The organism is Bradyrhizobium sp. 17 (assembly GCF_023073515.1).
Taxonomy (GTDB): Bacteria; Pseudomonadota; Alphaproteobacteria; order Rhizobiales; family Xanthobacteraceae; genus Bradyrhizobium; species Bradyrhizobium canariense_D.
On sequence record NZ_JADPJQ010000035.1, the window covers coordinates 33,480 to 50,518 of the forward strand.

The 17,039-nt window shown below is 63.1% G+C and carries 16 protein-coding genes; 5 read left to right on the forward strand and 11 right to left on the reverse strand.

From position 1 onward, the window contains the following. Nucleotides 1–34 precede the first annotated feature (34 nt). From IVB13_RS05100 to IVB13_RS05120, 5 genes are read right to left on the reverse strand one after another with little or no spacing between them, the layout of a single operon-like run. Nucleotides 35–565: a gluconokinase gene (locus tag IVB13_RS05100; protein ID WP_026232661.1), complete on the reverse strand. Its 531-nt coding sequence runs from the start codon at nucleotides 563–565 to the stop codon at nucleotides 35–37. Continuing rightward, on the reverse strand, nucleotides 552–1,301 hold the full coding sequence (gene pgl / locus IVB13_RS05105; protein ID WP_247295023.1) for a 6-phosphogluconolactonase: 750 nt from the start codon (nucleotides 1,299–1,301) through the stop codon (nucleotides 552–554). Before pgl ends, IVB13_RS05100 begins: the two co-directional genes overlap by 14 nt. After that, nucleotides 1,298–2,809, reverse strand: a complete 1,512-nt coding sequence (gene zwf, locus IVB13_RS05110; protein WP_018454061.1) for a glucose-6-phosphate dehydrogenase — start codon at nucleotides 2,807–2,809, stop codon at nucleotides 1,298–1,300. The genes pgl and zwf overlap by 4 nt, the downstream gene beginning before the upstream one ends. 28 nt (nucleotides 2,810–2,837) lie before the next feature. Then, entirely contained in the window at nucleotides 2,838–3,836 is a 999-nt protein-coding gene (gnd, locus tag IVB13_RS05115; RefSeq protein WP_247295021.1) for a phosphogluconate dehydrogenase (NAD(+)-dependent, decarboxylating), read from the reverse strand. Nucleotides 3,837–3,849: 13 nt separating this feature from the next. Continuing rightward, on the reverse strand, nucleotides 3,850–6,699 hold the full coding sequence (locus IVB13_RS05120) for a bifunctional transaldolase/phosoglucose isomerase (protein ID WP_247370173.1): 2,850 nt from the start codon (nucleotides 6,697–6,699) through the stop codon (nucleotides 3,850–3,852). Nucleotides 6,700–7,007: 308 nt separating this feature from the next. Between IVB13_RS05120 and IVB13_RS05125 the strand changes: the two genes are divergently transcribed. The 4 genes from IVB13_RS05125 (at nucleotide 7,008) to IVB13_RS05140 (ending at nucleotide 12,730) form a co-directional block, all read left to right on the forward strand. Then, a complete protein-coding gene (locus tag IVB13_RS05125; protein WP_085351899.1) occupies nucleotides 7,008–7,658 on the forward strand; it encodes a hypothetical protein in 651 nt (216 codons plus the stop codon). 299 nt (nucleotides 7,659–7,957) lie between these two features. Further along, nucleotides 7,958–9,901 (forward strand): PrkA family serine protein kinase, encoded by a 1,944-nt coding sequence (locus IVB13_RS05130; RefSeq protein ID WP_018454065.1) that lies wholly within the window; start codon nucleotides 7,958–7,960, stop codon nucleotides 9,899–9,901. 19 nt (nucleotides 9,902–9,920) lie between these two features. Next, complete coding sequence (locus IVB13_RS05135) at nucleotides 9,921–11,198, forward strand: YeaH/YhbH family protein (RefSeq protein ID WP_026232663.1); 1,278 nt, start codon at nucleotides 9,921–9,923, stop codon at nucleotides 11,196–11,198. Next, entirely contained in the window at nucleotides 11,195–12,730 is a 1,536-nt protein-coding gene (locus IVB13_RS05140; protein WP_007613791.1) for a SpoVR family protein, read from the forward strand. Before IVB13_RS05135 ends, IVB13_RS05140 begins: the two co-directional genes overlap by 4 nt. Before the next feature lie 215 nt (nucleotides 12,731–12,945). Here IVB13_RS05140 and IVB13_RS05145 read toward each other — a convergent pair whose 3' ends face one another. From IVB13_RS05145 to IVB13_RS05170, 6 genes are all read right to left on the reverse strand, one after another. Beyond that, complete coding sequence (locus IVB13_RS05145; RefSeq protein ID WP_085352024.1) at nucleotides 12,946–13,383, reverse strand: DUF1801 domain-containing protein; 438 nt, start codon at nucleotides 13,381–13,383, stop codon at nucleotides 12,946–12,948. A gap of 2 nt (nucleotides 13,384–13,385) precedes the next feature. Continuing rightward, a complete protein-coding gene (locus tag IVB13_RS05150; RefSeq protein ID WP_085385331.1) occupies nucleotides 13,386–13,604 on the reverse strand; it encodes a hypothetical protein in 219 nt (72 codons plus the stop codon). 44 nt (nucleotides 13,605–13,648) lie between these two features. Then, nucleotides 13,649–14,080, reverse strand: a complete 432-nt coding sequence (locus IVB13_RS05155) for an SRPBCC domain-containing protein (protein WP_085361497.1) — start codon at nucleotides 14,078–14,080, stop codon at nucleotides 13,649–13,651. Further along, nucleotides 14,077–14,403, reverse strand: a complete 327-nt coding sequence (locus tag IVB13_RS05160; RefSeq protein ID WP_085361496.1) for a metalloregulator ArsR/SmtB family transcription factor — start codon at nucleotides 14,401–14,403, stop codon at nucleotides 14,077–14,079. The genes IVB13_RS05155 and IVB13_RS05160 overlap by 4 nt, the downstream gene beginning before the upstream one ends. An 82-nt stretch (nucleotides 14,404–14,485) precedes the next feature. Further along, nucleotides 14,486–14,935, reverse strand: a complete 450-nt coding sequence (locus IVB13_RS05165; protein WP_085385332.1) for a DsrE family protein — start codon at nucleotides 14,933–14,935, stop codon at nucleotides 14,486–14,488. Between the two features lie 32 nt (nucleotides 14,936–14,967). After that, a complete protein-coding gene (locus tag IVB13_RS05170; RefSeq protein WP_247488005.1) occupies nucleotides 14,968–15,588 on the reverse strand; it encodes a hypothetical protein in 621 nt (206 codons plus the stop codon). A 303-nt stretch (nucleotides 15,589–15,891) separates the two neighbouring features. Between IVB13_RS05170 and IVB13_RS05175 the strand changes: the two genes are divergently transcribed. Then, the coding region (locus IVB13_RS05175; protein ID WP_247488007.1) for an SUMF1/EgtB/PvdO family nonheme iron enzyme at nucleotides 15,892–17,039 on the forward strand (1,148 nt) is incomplete at its 3' end.

The window sequence follows — 17,039 nt, forward strand, 5'->3', positions numbered from 1 at the left end:
GACGGTCCCTTGGGTGTTTCTTGGGTGTTTGGCCTCAGCGTTTCGCGCCGCCCAGTTTCAACTGCCGCACCGCGCCGTCTACGATCGCTTCCACGGATTCGTCGATCGAGACTGTGATCACGTGCTCGCCAGCCTCCGGCGGCTCCAGCGTGTTGAACTGGCTCGTCAGCAGGCCGGGCGGCATGAAGTGCCCCTTACGTTGCGCCAGGCGTGCGGCGATCAGCTCCTTCGTGCCCCTCAGGAAGATGAAGCGGACGTCGTCGCGTCCGCGCAGGAGCACGTCCCGATAAGTATGCTTCAGCGCCGAGCAGGCGATGATGACGTGCTCGCCCTTGTCACAGACCCTCGCGATCTCGTCGGCAATGGCGTTGAGCCAGGGCCAGCGGTCCTCGTCGGTGAGGGGATGGCCGGCCCGCATCTTCTCGACATTGCTGGCGGGATGAAAGCTGTCGCCGTCCTCGAAACGCCAGCCGAGGCGCTCGCCGAGCGCTTTTGCAACCGTGCTCTTGCCCGAGCCCGACACGCCCATCACGATCAATGCACAAGGTGCTTCAACGCCGGCCACGAATTCCCTCCGGAAGCGCGGCCCGGTCGACCAGCCAGACGGTCTCGCCATTCGAGCGCGCGCGTACAGCCGGCAGAGTCTCGCCATTGAGCAGGCGCGTCAAGATCGGCTGCTTGTCGTGCCCCGCTATCTCGAACAGCATTTCGCGGCAGGACGCCAGTGCGGGCAGGGTGAGCGAGACCCGCGGCACGAAGGGGGCAACATTGGCCTTGGGGACGCCGACCACCCAGCGTCCCGTCTCCTCGATCGCGGGGTAGCCCGGGAAGAGCGAAGCCGTGTGGCCGTCCGGCCCCGCGCCCATCAAGACCATGTCGAACAGCGGCCGTGCCGGATCCAGGCTTTCCGCGCCGTAGAAAGACTGCAGCTCGCGCGCATAGGCCTCGGCGCTCTGATCAGGGTCGTCAGCCGTCGTCGGGATCGGGTGAACATGGCCGGAGGGCGCGTTGCGATCGAGAAAGGTCGCGCGCGCGACCGCCATGTTGTTGAGGGGATCGCTTTCGGGCACGAAGCGCTCGTCACCGATGAACCAGTGCACGCGCTCCCACGGGATTTTTTCGCGCCAGGCCTCGCTGCCCAGCAGCTGGTAGAGCCTCTTCGGGCTGGAGCCGCCGGTCAGGCAGATCGCAATGCGCCCGGGATTGGCCGCGATTTGCGCCATCACCCGTTCGGCCGCGCCTCGCGCGAGAGCCTCGGCGTCGGCCTCGACGATCAGCTTCGGCTGTCTCGCCGCCGTCACGAAAACTTACGCCAGCTTCGGCCGTCGCGGCGGAGCAATTCATCGGCGCAGGCGGGGCCGTCGCTGCCGGCTTGATAGGTTTCGATGCCGTTGCTGCCCGCGTTCTTCCAGGCGTCAAGGAACGGCTGCACCGCCTCCCATCCGGCTTCGATGCCGTCGGCGCGCTGGAACAGGATGTTGTCGCCGATCATGCAGTCGTAGATCAGCGTCTCGTAGCCGGTCGAGGGATCGGCCCGGAAATAGTCGCCATAGCGGAACTTCATCTCGACGCCGTCGATGGTGACGCTCGGCCCCGGGATCTTGGCGTTGAACTGGAGCTCGATGGTCTCGGTGGGTGCGATGCCGATCGTGAGGAAGTTTTGGGAGAGGCGATCGACAGCGGTGCCTGAGAACATCGACAACGGTGCCTGCTTGAACTTGATCGCCACCTCGGTGCGCTTGTGGCCGAGCGCCTTGCCGGTCCGCAAATAGAACGGCACGCCGGCCCAGCGCCAATTGTCGATCATCAGCTTCAGCGCGACATAGGTCTCGGTAGTGCTGCCGGGTTTGACATCCTCGGTCTTGCGATAGTCCGGGATCTCATCGTCGCCGATGCGCCCTGCGAGATATTGGGCGCGCACCGAGCTCTTCAGCGCTTCCTCTTCGCTCGGGCGCTGAATCGAGGTCAGAATCTCGGCCTTCTCTGAGCGCACCGAATGGGCGTCGAAACGCGCCGGCGGCTCCATCGCGACTAGCGACATCAGCTGGAACAGGTGGTTCGGCACCATGTCGCGCAGCGCGCCGGTGGCATCGTAGAAGCCGCCGCGATGGCCGACGCCGAGCTTTTCCTCCACCGTGATCTGGATGTGGTCGATATGGTTGCGATTCCAGATCGGCTCGAACATGCCGTTGGCAAAGCGCAGCACCAGGATGTTCTGCACCGTCTCCTTGCCGAGATAGTGATCGATCCGGTAGATCTGGTGCTCGTCCATGATCTTCAGCAGCTCGCCATTCAGCGCGCGCGCCGAGGCGAGGTCGGTGCCGAACGGCTTTTCGATCACCAGGCGCCGCCACGCCCCGTTCTCCTTCATCATGCCGGTGCGGCCGAGCTCGCGCGCGGTCGGCGCGAACGCAGCCGGCGGGGTCGCGAGGTAGAACAGCCGGTTGCCGCCGGTATCCTGCGCGCATTCCAGGGAATCCAGATGCTCGCGCAGGCGATCAAAGGATGGCGGATCCTTTGCGTCGGCTTCGACGAAGGTCACGCATTCCAGCAGCTTCTTGGCAATGTCGTCGTCCACCGGCCGGGTCGCGAACTGGCGCAAGCCCTTCAATAGGCTGTCGCGCAGCTCGTTGTCCGACTGGCCCCGGCGGGCGACGCCGACCACGCAGAACTTTTCGGGTAACAGATGCTCGGCCGCCAGATTGTAGAGCGATGGCATCACCAGCCGATGGGTGAGGTCGCCGGTGACACCAAAGATGACGAAGGCGCAATTTTCCGGCTTGCGCTTGGCTTGCGGGTCTTTTGTCACGAGCTATTGGCCTTCGTTCTGCTAATTGCTATTTCGGCTTCGAAGCAGTCGGCTGCTTCGGCTCCTTGTGGCCGCCAAAACCGGCTCGCATCGCTGAGAGAATTTTCTCGGCGAAAGTGTGTTCCTTGCGGGAACGGAAACGTGCGAACAGCGCCGCGGTCAGGACTTCGGCCGGCACGGCCTCGTCGATCGCCGCGTTCACGGTCCAGCGTCCTTCGCCGGAATCCTCCACGAAACCCGAATACTCCGCCAGTGCAGGGCTATCCGCGAGCGCGGTCGAGGTAAGGTCGAGCAGCCAGGACGGGATCACGCTGCCACGCCGCCACACCTCGGCGATATCGGCGAGATCGAAATCGTAACGATGATCCGCCGGCAAGGCCTCGATGTTGGCGTTCTTGAGGATGTCAAAACCTTCGGCGTAGGCCTGCATCAGGCCGTATTCGATACCGTTGTGGATCATCTTGACGAAATGACCGGCGCCGACGGGGCCGGCATGGATGTAGCCCTGCTCGATGCGGGGATCGCGCCCCTCACGTCCCTCCGTGCGCGGAATGTCGCCGGCGCCGGGCGCGAGCGCGGCGAAGATCGGATCGAGCCGATCGACCACCTGTTTCTCGCCGCCGATCATCATGCAATAGCCGCGGTCGAGGCCCCAGACGCCGCCGGAGGTGCCGACGTCGACATAGTGGATGCCGCGCTCCTTCAGCGCCTTGCCGCGGCGGACGTCGTCCTGCCAGAACGTGTTGCCGCCGTCGATGATGACGTCGCCGTCCTGCATCGCAGCCGCGATCGTGTCGATCGTGGTCTCGGTGATGTGGCCGGCCGGCAGCATCACCCAAGCCGTGCGCGGCCGCTCCAGTTTCGCAATGAACTCTTCGAGCGTCGCCGAGCCTGTCGCGCCGTCTGCGGCAAGGCCCGCGACGGCCTTGGCGTCCTTGTCATAGACCACGGTCGAATGTCCCTGGCGCATCAGGCGGCGAACGATATTGCCGCCCATCCGGCCGAGGCCGATCATGCCGAGTTGCATTTGAGGAATTCCCTTAGTTCAGTGCGTCGTTAAGCGCCGCATTGAGCGCCGCGAGACCCTTCTTGAGCCCGCCCTTCAAGTGGACCCGCAGCGCGCGCCGGCCGCGCTCGGTAAGCACGTCGAAGTCGCCGCGTGCCTGCGCGGCCTTGATCACGCCGAAGCTGGCCTTCTGGCCCGGCACCGGCAGGTCCCTGGCATCGTCGGCGGTGATCTGGAGGAACACACCGGTGTCGGGGCCGCCCTTGTAGGCCTGTCCTGTCGAGTGCAGGAAGCGGGGGCCGAACTCGGCGCAGGTCGCAACGTGTCGTTTCTCGCGCACCTCGAGCCGCATGGTCTGGAGCGCGTCGATCGTCGCCTTGTCGCGCGCGATGTAGCCGAGCAGGGCGACATAATCGCCATGGTTGGAGCGCGACAGATGCGCCTTCAGCCACGAGGTGAGGTCGCCGTTGGCGCCGGCGGCGCGCAGGGCTGCGGCATTGGTCTCGTCGGTGTAGAGATCGGCCTCGGTGGTGCTGACCACCGGCTGCTCGGCCGGCAGCGCGCCGGTCTTTTCGAACGAGGCGGTGAGCTCTCGGGTCTTGATCTTGGCCGCTTCCACGTCCGGCTGGTCGAACGGGTTGATGCCGAGGATGCTGCCCGCGACCGCCGTTGCCATCTCGAAGCGGAAAAACTCCTGGCCGAGATGGTCGATCGACTTCATCACGATGCGCACGACGGGATGGCCGGCCGCTTCGATCGCAGCAAGCTGCGAGTCATGGGCGGCGTCCGCTTCGCCCTCGATACGGATGTCGATGAAGAGCCGGTCATTGCCGTAGACCGCCGGCTCGCCCAGCGGCTCGCCGTCGATCGGGATCAGGCCCTTGCCGTCCTTGCCGGTCGATTCCGCGATGAGCTGCTCGGCCCAGGCGCCGAAATCGGCAATCTTCTTCGACGACAGGATCGTCACCTTGTCGCGGCCTTCGAGCGCTGCATGGCCCATGGCAAGGCCGAGCTGCACGCCGGGGTTCTCGGCCGGCGGCACGTCCGGTCCGCAGGAGCGGGCCATCGCAAGCGCGTGCTTGATGAAGGTCTTGATATCGACGCCCGCGGTTGCCGCCGGCACCAGGCCGAACGGCGAGAGCACCGAGTAGCGTCCGCCGATGGAGGGCTCGCCGTGGAAGATGCGCGCATAGCTTAGCGTCTTCGCCGCCGTCTCCAGCGACGATCCGGGATCAGTGACCGCAATGAAGCGACGGCCGGTCTTGACCTTCGGTCCGACCGCCTGCGCGACGCGCTCGTGGAAATAATCCTTCATCGCATTCGGTTCGGTGGTGCCGCCGGACTTGCTGGAGACGATGAACACGGTGTTGGCGATGTCGATCCTGGCCTCCATTGCCCGCACCTGCGCCGGATCGGTGGAATCCAGCACGTGCAGCTTCGGGAACCCGGGCTTCTTGCCGAAGGTCTCGGCCAGCACCTCCGGCCCGAGGCTTGACCCGCCCATGCCGAGCACGACGGCGTCGGAGAATTTCTGGCCTTTCACGCGGCTGGCATAATCCTCATAATCGGCGACGTCGGCCTTGGCGGCGCTGTCGAGCCAGCCGAGCCATTTGTCCTCGTCGGTGCCGGTCCAGACCGATTTGTCCCGTTGCCACAGCCTGCGGATCTTTGCCGACGCGCGCCATTCCTCGGTGCTCTTGGCCACGGCCTTGCCGAGGCCGTCGCCGAGCGAGAGCAGCTGGCGGTCGATCGCAGGCCCGAGCACGGTGGCGCGCTTGTGGGCGACAGCGCCATAGAGCTTGTCGGCGGCGTCGGCGAACTGCTTGACGCCGTCCTTGACGAGTTCCTCGGTGATAGCATCGAGCGAGACGCCGGAGCGCTCCAGTTCTTCCAGCACGCGCCTGGCGTCGTCGACATTCTCTTCCAGGCTGTCCCGCGGCGTGCCGTGGTCGCGGAACGCATCCAGTGTCGCCGGCGGCACGGTGTTGATGGTGTCGGGACCGATCAATTCCTCGACATAGAGGACGTCGCTGTAGTCCTTGTTCTTGGTGCCGGTCGAGGCCCACAGCATGCGCTGCGGCTTGGCGCCCTTGGCCGCGAGCTTGTCCCAGCGCGGACCTGAGAACAGGCGCTTGTAATCCTGGTAGGCGACCTTCGCATTGGCGATCGCGACCTTGCCCTTCAGCGCGGCGAGCCGTTCCTTCTCACTCGGGTCGTTGGCGCGGGCGATCTTCTCGTCGAGCTGTTTGTCGACCACCGAGTCGATACGGCTGACGAAAAAGCTCGCCACGCTCGCCACGTGCAAGGGGTCGCCGCCGCCTGCGACGTATTTCTCCAGGCCGGCGATATAGGCCTCGGCAACCTGCAGATAGACGTCCCTGGAGAACAGCAGCGTGATGTTGATGCTGATGCCGTCGCCGATCAGGGTCTCGATCGCCGGCAGGCCCTCCGGCGTCGCCGGCACCTTCACCATCAGGTTCTTGCGGTTGACGTCCTTCCAGAGCCGCCGCGCCTCGGTGACCGTGCCGGCGGTGTCCATCGCCAGATAGGGCGAGACTTCCAGGCTGACATAGCCGTCGCCGCCCTTGAGGCGGTCATAGACCGGACGCAGCACGTCGGCGGCGTTCTGGATGTCCTCGACCGCGACGGCCTCGAACAGGTCGGCGACCGACTGATCGCCGCGCTTCAACGCCTTGCCGATCGGCGCGTCGTACTCGTCCGAGCTGCCAATCGCTTTCTCGAAGATCGAGGGGTTGGAGGTGACGCCCTTGACGCCGTCGGTATCGATCAGCCGCTTCAGGTCGCCCTTGGCGATGAAGCCGCGGGCCAGGAAGTCCAGCCAGACGGCTTGTCCGTGCTTTTCCAGTTCTTTGACGGGATTCATGATGCTAATTTATCTCCAAGCCTGCGGGCGAGGGGTTTCCGCGCCCGTCCTGACGCGCTATCCTCTAGCTTACATGCTTCCTTGAGGGAACCAATCAAGGGTATGGGCGTCATATCCTCCAGTGTAACTCCGTCGCGATCATGGCGATCCGCGTAGAGGGAGCCGAGTTGCGTAAAAGGTCGTTGGCCGTGAGGAATCGGCTAGGCCCTTGTTGTGTAACGCCAGCTGCCTCGCCTCGCCGCCAGCGGCTGCGTGGAGTACTCATCAGCGGATTCCGGTCCGCCTGATGCATCGTGGCTCGGTCGCGAATGGCCATGCTGGGGGAAAGCATGCAAGCACATCATGACCGTCTGGCGCTCGCTGTCACAGACAGCCCCCAGTCGGTCACGTCGACCGGATGCGTCGATGCGTCCCACGATCTCGAAATCGGTCCATGTACGACCCAACTGCGGTTGCTGATCGTTGCGGGTTTCGCCATGACGCTGCTCAGCGCAACGCTCGCCTTGGGCTGGTGGAACGCTTTTGGCGATTACGACACGACGGTCGGCTATGCCGGCGTGGTGGCGTTCGCCGCGATGACCGGCCGGCTGATCTGGATGCTCCCCGCCGAGCGGGCATCGGTGGTGATCGTCACCCCCTATGGCATTCGCGACCTTCGCATCGGCAATGAATTTCTGCTGTGGGACTCGATCGCGGAGATTTCGGCTGAAGAACGCCGCGGGCGCAAGGTGATCGTGCTGACGCCGACGCCGGCCTTGCAGAGGCAGCTCTGCAGCATCCGCGGCTTGGCCCGCGGTGTGACGGACGATCGCATCGTCATCCGGTCGGAGGGCCTGGCGACCGATTTTGATACACTGCTGCGCGTTTGCCGCGACTGTCACGCCGCCGGCGGTCCACGCACCGCATTGCAGCAGGAAGATGAACGCGCCACGCAAGGCTTCGCCGCACAAGCGTCATAAGATCGCCGTTCGCAGACGGCTATGATGCGGCGCCGGATGAACGCATCCCCGGTAATGCCCGGATGTTGCGAGCGAGTGACATTTTCTGGAAATGAGCCAATATAGACAAAGATTCGCTCAAATATCAGGCAGGTGCCTGTTCGTAACTCACCCTGTGCCTACGTTGTGCGTTGCGCCGAGAAGGCGCCCGGGTGTCGAATGATCGTCATGTGCTCACGCTGATTCGAGAGTGGCGCTAAGGAACGGTCCGGTCGCTGCTTTCGTTCAATTGTGTAGCGGAACTCACGCGGAGAGGGATCATGTACAACGATTCTCTATTCAACGCTTTCGCTAAGTCGTTCGAGGCGAGAAGCCAACACGACATGTCGATGGCGGAGTATCTGGAATCGTGTCGAAGCGATCCCATGAAATACGCAAACGCGGCCGAACGACTGCTAGCAGCGATCGGTGAGCCCCAGACGATTGACACGGCCAAGGACCCACGCCTTGGCCGTATTTTTTTGAACCGCACGATCCGCACCTATCCGGCCTTCGCCGGCTTCTACGGCATGGAAGAAACCATCGAGCGCATCGTCGGTTTCTTCCGTCACGCGGCGCAGGGCCTCGAAGAGCGCAAGCAGATCCTGTATCTGCTCGGTCCGGTCGGCGGCGGCAAATCCTCGCTCGCCGAGCGGCTCAAGTCGCTGATGGAGGTGCATCCGATCTACGTGCTCAAGGCCGGCGACGAGCTCTCGCCCGTGTTCGAAAGCCCGCTCAGCCTGTTCGATCCGGATCAGCTCGGCCCAATGCTGGAAGAGAAATACGGCATTCCGCGCCGCCGTCTCACCGGCCTGATGAGCCCGTGGTGCTACAAGCGGCTGGAAGCCTTCGGCGGCGACATTTCCCAGTTCCGGGTTGCAAAGATCCAGCCGTCGCGGCTGCGCCAGATCGGGATCGCGAAGACCGAGCCGGGTGACGAGAACAACCAGGACATTTCCTCGCTGGTCGGCAAGGTCGACATCCGCAAGCTCGAAACCTACGCGCAGAACGATCCCGACGCCTACAGCTATTCCGGCGGCCTCAACCGCGCCAACCAGGGCGTGCTCGAGTTCGTCGAGATGTTCAAGGCGCCGATCAAAATGCTGCACCCGCTGCTCACCGCGACGCAGGAAGGAAACTATATCGGCACCGAGAATATCGGCGCGATCCCCTTCACCGGCGTCATCCTTGCGCACTCCAATGAAGCCGAGTGGTCGAGCTTCAAGGCCAACAAGAACAACGAGGCCTTCATCGACCGCATCTGCGTGATCAAGGTGCCGTACTGCTTGCGGATCACGGAGGAGCAGAAGATCTACGAGAAGCTGATCCAGGGCTCCGAGCTCGCGGCCGCGCCTTGCGCGCCCGCGACGCTGGAAACGCTGGCGCGGTTCTCGGTGATGTCGCGCCTGCGCAAGCACGAAAATTCCACGATCTACGCCAAGATGAGGGTCTACGACGGCGAGAGCCTGAAGGAGACCGATCCGAAGGCGCGCAGCGTCCAGGAATATCGCGATGCCGCCGGCGTCGACGAGGGCATGGACGGTGTTTCCACCCGCTTTGCCTTCAAGATCCTGGCTGCGACCTTCAACCACGATCCGCAGGAAGTCGCCGCCGACGCCGTGCATCTGATGTACGCGCTGGAGCAATCGATCAAGCGCGAGCAACTGCCCGAGGAAGTCGAGAAGCGCTACCTCGAATTCATCAAGGCCGACCTTGCGCCGCGTTATGCCGAGTTCATCGGCAACGAGATCCAGAAGGCTTATCTCGAATCCTACTCGGATTACGGCCAGAACCTGTTCGACCGCTACGTCGACTACGCCGATGCCTGGATCGAGGACCAGGATTTCAAGGACGCCGACACCGGCCAGCTGCTGGATCGTGAGCTTTTGAACCAGGAGCTGACCAAAATCGAGAAGCCGGCGGGCATCGCCAACCCGAAGGATTTCCGCAACGAGGTGGTCAAATTCTCGTTACGGTCGCGCGCCCAGAACGGCGGCAAGAATCCGACCTGGATCTCCTACGAGAAGATTCGCGATGTGATCGAAAAGCGGATATTCTCCCAGGTTGAGGACCTGCTTCCGGTCATCTCCTTCGGGTCGAAGAAGGACGGCGAGACGGAGAAGAAGCATGGCGAGTTCGTCGCACGCATGGTGGAGCGCGGCTACACCGAGCGTCAGGTTCGCCGGCTCGTCGAATGGTACATGCGCGTGAAGCAGGCCGGTTGAGGCGGATGGAAAAGTGCCGATTCACATTATTGACAGGCGCCTGAATCCAGGCGGCAAGAGTCTCGAGAACCGGCAGCGGTTCTTGCGTCGGGCCAAATCCCTGGTGCAGGGCGCCGTCAAGAAGACCTCGCAGGAACGCGACATCAAGGACGTCCTGGAGGGTGGCGAGGTCACCATTCCGCTCGACGGCATGCACGAGCCGCGTTTCCGCCGCGACGGCGGAACGCGCGACATGGTGTTGCCCGGAAACAAGAAGTTCATCGAGGGCGACTATCTCCAGCGCTCCGGCCAGGGCAGTGCCAAGGATTCCGGTCCGGGCGAAGGCGACAGCGAGGACGCCTTCCGCTTCGTGCTCAGCCGCGACGAATTCGTCGATCTCTTCCTCGATGACCTCGAACTTCCTGATCTCGCCAAGCGCAAGATCGCGCAGACCGAGAGCGAGGGCATCCAGCGCGCCGGCTACACCACGTCGGGCTCGCCATCCAACATCTCGGTGAGCCGGACGGTTCGGCGCGCAATGGCGCGCCGTATCGCGCTCAAGCGTCCCAGCAAGGAGGAGATCGAAGAGCTTGAATCCGCCATCGCTGCCTGCGCAGATGAGGACGAGCGTCTGCTGCTGCTAGCCCAGCTCGAAAAACTGAAGGCGAAATCCAAGCGCATTCCCTTCATCGATCCGCTCGACATCCGCTACCGCCGCTTCGAGACGGTTCCAAAGCCCGTTGCCCAGGCTGTGATGTTCTGCCTGATGGACGTGTCGGGCTCGATGTCCGAGCACATGAAGGATCTCGCCAAGCGCTTCTACATGCTGCTCTACGTATTTCTGAAGCGCCGCTACAAGCATGTCGACATCGTCTTCATCCGCCACACCGATCGCGCCGAGGAGGTGGATGAGCAGACCTTCTTCTATGGCCCGGCTTCCGGCGGCACGCTGGTCTCCAGCGCGCTGCAGGCCATGCACGAGATCGTGCGCGAACGCTTCAGCCCGTCGGACTGGAATATCTACGCTGCGCAAGCTTCCGACGGCGACAATTCCTATTCCGACGGCGAGCTCGCGGGCATGCTGCTGACCGACAAAATCCTGCCGGTCTGCCAGTTCTTCGCCTATCTCGAGGTCGGCGAGTCCGGCGGCAGCGCCTTCGATCTGTCCGACTCCTCGCTCTGGACCCTCTACGAGCGCTTGCGCAACAGCGGCGCACCGCTCTCGATGCGCAAGGTCAGCGAGCGCAGCGAAATTTTTCCGGTGTTCCACGATCTGTTTCAGCGCCGCGACACTGCCCAGGAGAAAGCCGCTCCATGACGGAACGCTTGTTCGAAGGCGCCGATTGGGATTTTCACACCTTGCAGCGCATCACGGATGCCTGCGAGGAGGTGGCGACGAAAGATCTCGGGCTCGACGTCTATCCGAACCAGATCGAAGTCATCACCGCGGAGCAGATGCTGGACGCCTATTCGTCGGTCGGCATGCCGCTGTTCTACAAGCACTGGTCGTTCGGAAAGCACTTTGCGTATCACGAGGCCTCATACCGCAAGGGCCTCATGGGCCTCGCCTATGAGATCGTGATCAACTCCTCGCCCTGCATCTCCTACCTGATGGAAGAGAACACGGCGACGATGCAGACGCTGGTGATCGCGCACGCCGCCTTCGGCCACAATCACTTCTTCAAGAACAACTATCTGTTCAAGCAGTGGACCGACGCCGATGGCATCCTGGACTATCTGGATTTCGCCAAGAACTACGTCATGCAATGCGAGGATCGCTACGGCCGCGTGGAGGTCGAGCGCACCCTCGATGCCGCGCATGCGTTGATGTCGCATGGGATCGACCGCTATCCCGGCAAGAAGAAGCTCGACCTCCGCGCCGAAGAGAAGCGGGCAGGGCGCCGCCGCCAGCACGAGGAGGAGGTCTTCAACGACCTCTGGCGCACCGTGCCGGCGGGAAAGAGCAAGACCCGGTCCGCGCTCAGCATCGAACGCCGCCGCAAGCTGCTCGGCCTGCCGCAGGAGAACCTGCTGTATTTCCTCGAGAAGAGCGCGCCGCGGCTGGCGCCCTGGCAGCGCGAGCTGTTGCGCATCGTCCGCCACATCGCGCAATATTTCTATCCGCAGAGCCAGACCAAGGTGATGAACGAGGGGACGGCGACCTACGTCCACTATCGCATCATGACCAAGCTGCATCAGCAGGGCCGCATCAGCGACGGCAATTTCCTCGAATTCCTGCAGTCGCACACCAATGTCGTGTTCCAGCCCGAATTCGATGACCAGCGCTTTTCCGGCTTTAATCCCTATGCGCTCGGCTTCGCCATGATGCAGGACATCGAGCGCATCGTCACCAGGCCGGAAGACGAGGACCGCGAATGGTTCCCGGACATCGCCGGCAAGAACGACGTGATGGGCGTGCTGCGCGACGTCTGGGCCAACTACCGCGACGAGAGTTTCATCGCCCAGTTCCTGAGTCCGAAGCTGATGCGGCACCTCCGCATGTTCCACCTGCATGATGACCCCGAGGAACGCGCCGGCATCCGGGTCGACGCCATTCACGACGAGCGGGGCTTCCGCCGCGTTCGGCGCGAGCTGGCACGGCAGCACGATGTCGGCTACATCGACGCGAATATTGAGGTGGTCGACGTCGATCTCTCCGGCGACCGGCGGCTGATCCTGCATCACCATGTCATCAAGGGCGCGCAGCTCAACGAGACCGACGCCAAGCGCGTGCTCCAGCATCTGGCCGATCTCTGGACCTACGACGTCGCACTGATCGAGGTCGACGCCAATGACAAGGTGCTGCGCGAATATGTCGTGAGCCCGCGCCCGATCTCGGCGGTGGCCTGACGCTGCTGACTATGCGGAGCAATACGGCGAGATGCGCGTTGATGCGCCCTCGCCCCTTGTGGGAGAGGGCGGCGACGCTCGGAGACACAAGCTCACTGCGGTGAGGGGTATCTCTCAACGTTTCCCGTGTCGATAGAGACCCCTCATCCGGCGCTTCGCGCCACCTTCTCCCACAAGGGGAGAAGGAAAGCGTTCGTGGCTCCACAACGGCTGTTCTATCCGGAACGTTTCGCCGGCTTCTTCTTGGACGCATTCAGCGCCACGGCTGCGCGGATCAGCGCCTTCAACGCCTTCTCGTTGATCTTCTCGCCTTCGCGAATATCGATCGCGCGCCGCACGTTGCCGTCGAGGCTCGAGTTGAACAGGCCGGCTGGATCGTCCAGCGCTGCGCCCTTGGCAAACGTCATCTTCACCACGGCCTTGTAGGTCTCGCCGGTGCAGATGATGCCGTCGTGCTCCCACACCGGAACGCCGCGCCATTTCCATTCCTCGACGACGTCAGGATCGGCCTCCTTGATCAGGCCGCGGATTCGTCCGAGCATGTCGCCGCGCCAGTCGCCGAGCTCCTTGATCCTGCCGTCGATCATCCTGGATGGCGAAGCGCCATCCGCCTTCGTCGCGCTGCTGTTTTTCACGGTGACGGCCTTCTTCATGTTCACGCCTCTTGTCGGGCGCCGCGGCGGCGGCCGAGATATGGCAGCGCGAACATGTAGAGTCCGGTCGCAAGCAATGGGATCAATGGGACGAAGGCGAGCAAGCCGATCCACGTCGCCTGGACTTGCAGCGTCAGGGCGACGATGTTGGCGATGACGGCAAGCGTGAAAGCGATCGACAGCCAACGATGGATCTGTCGAACCCACATGTTTCCGGTCAATGAAACCTCCTCTTGAGATGATTGAATGAAGGCCGGCGGCCGAGCTAGTCTGCCCTTGCCAGCAGCTCGTCCAGCTTGGCGAGAAACTGCTTCCAGCCGGCATGCGCGCCGCCAAAAGCCTGCTTCTGCGTCGGGCTGAAGCCCGCTTGCTCGACGCGCAGATGCGTGCCTGCGCCCGCCGGCGTCAGCGTGAAGGTCACGACACTCTTGAGATCGAACGCCGCGTCGTCATGCGAGAAATTCCAGGTGTAGGCGAGCGTCTTCTGCGGCTCGATGGTGAGGACCTCGCAGTCCAACACGCCGCCCCACTCGCCGCGAAGGTTGAAGCGGTGGCCCACGGTCGGCTTGAAGTCGTTCTTCATCAGCCATTCCTCGATCAGATGCGGCTGCGTCAGCGCGCGCCAGATCCGCTCTGCCGGAAAGGCATATTCGCGCTCGACGACGACAGATCGGGTTTCGGTGGGGGATTCGTTCATTGGTCCATCCTCTTCAGGAGATCGTCGAGCGCATCGAGCCGGTTCTGCCAGAATCCGGTCATCTGGCTGGTCCAGTCGATCAGCGGATTGAGCGCGCCGGGCTGGGCGCTGTAATGCGTCTGCCGCCCTTGATGCCGGTCGCGCACCAGACCAGCCTGCTTCAGCGCGCCGAGATGTTTTGAGACTGCGGGCTGGGAAACGCCCGACAGTGCTGTCAGGGCTCCGACCGTCTGTTCGCCCTCGCGGCACAATCGCTCGAAGATCGCCCGACGAGTGGGGTCGGCGAGCGTCCTGAACAGAAGGTCGTGGGCGATGGCGGGCATAAAATCCATAACCTGCAAGTTATGGATATATTCATAACCCTGGGGTTATGGGTACGTCAAGGGGGATGTCGAGCGCGCGCTCCTACGGCCGCAGATAGAGATAACCCTGCGACTGGAGCTCGGCCAAACGGACGACGCCACCCTTCTCCGCGCTGACGAAGCCCGGCAGGAGATCCGTGAGCGTGACGTTCTGCGCCTTCATCGTGTTGCCGCAGGCGGCAAGCTCGACGCCATCCTTGGAAAAATCGCCGACGCGCTTGCTAATGTCAGGGTTGGCCTGCGCCGAGTGAAACGCCTTCAGTGCCGGGCCGTGGATCACCAGCGCGATCGTCACATGGTCGGGGCCGCCGACGCCATCGATGTGGTTCTGGATGTTGCCGAGGACGAAGTTGACCTTCTCGGCATCGCTCAGGTGATAGACCACCTTCAGCTTGTTGCCCGTGCCGGCCTCGGTCGCGGCCTTCGCGCTGGAGGCGCCAAGTGCCGCGCCCAGGCCTGAGACGGCGCTCCACAAGATGTTCCGGCGGTTCATGACGATCTCCCCTCGATTGTGCCGGACACATATCATTTGTGGCGGAGCGCGGCGAGTTCCTTGCGGTCGGTCACGAGCGAGGCGCATTCCTTATTGTCCGTTCGATCTAGGCGGAAAATCCCGTCGTCGGCCCCGGCGACCAGTGACAGTTCGGCATCGTCGTCCGGCTTGTTGTTCTGCCAGACCCTGACCCGCGCCAGCCGCACGATCGCCGATTTGTCGTCCTTCGAGAGCGCGACGCCGATGCCGCCGCCCTCGCAGTCGACGCCGCAATCGAGGCGGATTTCGGTGCCGTCCTTGGTGAACACAGCGTGATGACAGGAGCCGCTGGAATCGAAATCGCCGGAGCGGTGACGATATCTGAAGCCGAGGCGGAAGGAGTTGTGGAACTGCTTGTCTTCGGTGTCCATCTCCGCCGAGATCAGCAGCTTCATCGAGGCGACCTTCTGCTTCGGATGGTGCGCCAGATGCTCGGCATCGTAGCGGCGCACGAAGCAGGCATAGGCCTTGTTGCCGGGTTCGCCGGCATACATGCGCGCGTTGAAGGTTTCGGCTTCGGCCTTGATGGCCTCACGAATATCGTCGGCCTCCTCGGCGTGAGCGGCGCCGCCGAGCGCGGCAAGGAAGACGGCCGCAACGAGAAAAGACTTCATGATGGCCTCGCGTGCAGCAGCTGAGCTGTACGCTGTAGACGCAGCCCCGGTGCGACGCGTTCAACGTCCGCACAGCTGACAGCATCATCGCAGGGCGGAGCGAGGTGATTAGTTCCACGCCGGGCATTAGTCGTCGGTGGGGTCCTGAAGGTTCATTCGACGTGACGCCTTCGCCTTTCGGAACTCGGCGCCTGCGATTCCACGGACATTGCCCGATTCCATCGATGTGATAGCCTTCACAGACGATCGCCTTTGGCAGTCGTAGGCTGGGGTCTGCCTTTGCAAGTTTGTGGAGTCCCCGCAATGGGCGAAATTCGCAACTTCAGATCCGGGAATGACGAGCCGCCTTCGCACGGCCCTATGCCTCGTCGCCTCGCGGCCATCATTGTCGGTGACATCGCTTCCTACAGCCGCCTGATGCAGGCCGACGAAGAGGGCACGCACGTCCGCGTCAAGCGGATCGAGCGGGATCTCATCCAGCCCAGCATCGTCGAGCACAACGGAAGTCTGGTGAAGACGACGGGCGATGGCTTCATCGCGATTTTCGACAGTCCGGTCGAGGCCGTCCGATGCAGCATCGTCATCCAGCAGAATCTCATCGGCCGCAACGCCTCGCTTCCGAAGAACACCCGGATCGAGTACCGGATTGGCGTCAATCTCGGTGACGTCATCGTGGAGCCTGACGACGTCTACGGCGACGGCGTCAATATCGCCACGCGTATCGAGGGCATCGCCGAGCCAGGCCAGGTCTTTATCTCCGGCGCGATCTACGAGCAGATCAAGCACAAGGTCGTGTGCGGTTACGAGTCGCTCGGGGACCGCAAGGTCAAGAACATCACCGATCCCGTGCGCGTTTATAAAGTGCTGCCGGATGCAGACGCGGTCGGCAGGACGCGGGGGCGGCGCGAGAATGCCCTGATCTTTCTCCTGGGTATCACGCTGTCGGTGATGGCCGCCGGCGTGCTGTGGTATCTTCTGGCTCAGGCGCCGGGCAGGGTAGGCGAGCAGGCCGCCGTCACTCCCGCCTCTCCTGCCGCATCGCCGAGCCCGCAGCCTCCGCCGCGCGAAGCGGCGCCGCAGACGCCGCAGCCTTCTCCCTCGTCGGCTTCATCATCTCCATCGCCCGCTCCGGCGCCAAATCAATCGACGAGTCAATCGGTAAGTCAATCGCCGATTCCCGTCCGCGAACCCGAGATGGTCGCCATTCGCGGCGGCAGCTTTGCGATGGGAAGCAACGACGACCCGACCGAGCGTCCCGTCCATCAGGTGACGGTGAAGCCGTTCTCGATCGGAAAATATCCCGTGACCGTGCAGGAATGGAACGAGTGCGCCGCTGCAAAGGCGTGCAGCTTCACCGCCATCGGCAAGGACGATGCGCCGGTCAGCAATGTGAGCTGGACCGACGCGCAGCAATATGCGGCCTATCTCGCCAAGGCGACGAAGAAGACGTA

What these genes read in the sequence shown, in the direction of transcription:
- IVB13_RS05125 (WP_085351899.1), top strand. Translation starts at nt 7,008, where the DNA reads ATGGCCATGCTGGGGGAAAGCATGCAAGCACATCATGACCGTCTGGCG.
- IVB13_RS05140 (WP_007613791.1), top strand. Translation starts at nt 11,195, where the DNA reads ATGACGGAACGCTTGTTCGAAGGCGCCGATTGGGATTTTCACACCTTG.
- IVB13_RS05155 (WP_085361497.1), bottom strand. Translation starts at nt 14,080, where the DNA reads ATGAACGAATCCCCCACCGAAACCCGATCTGTCGTCGTCGAGCGCGAA.
- gnd (WP_247295021.1), bottom strand. Translation starts at nt 3,836, where the DNA reads ATGCAACTCGGCATGATCGGCCTCGGCCGGATGGGCGGCAATATCGTT.
- IVB13_RS05130 (WP_018454065.1), top strand. Translation starts at nt 7,958, where the DNA reads ATGTACAACGATTCTCTATTCAACGCTTTCGCTAAGTCGTTCGAGGCG.
- IVB13_RS05120 (WP_247370173.1), bottom strand. Translation starts at nt 6,699, where the DNA reads ATGAATCCCGTCAAAGAACTGGAAAAGCACGGACAAGCCGTCTGGCTG.
- IVB13_RS05145 (WP_085352024.1), bottom strand. Translation starts at nt 13,383, where the DNA reads ATGAAGAAGGCCGTCACCGTGAAAAACAGCAGCGCGACGAAGGCGGAT.
- IVB13_RS05160 (WP_085361496.1), bottom strand. Translation starts at nt 14,403, where the DNA reads ATGCCCGCCATCGCCCACGACCTTCTGTTCAGGACGCTCGCCGACCCC.
- IVB13_RS05170 (WP_247488005.1), bottom strand. Translation starts at nt 15,588, where the DNA reads ATGAAGTCTTTTCTCGTTGCGGCCGTCTTCCTTGCCGCGCTCGGCGGC.
- IVB13_RS05165 (WP_085385332.1), bottom strand. Translation starts at nt 14,935, where the DNA reads ATGAACCGCCGGAACATCTTGTGGAGCGCCGTCTCAGGCCTGGGCGCG.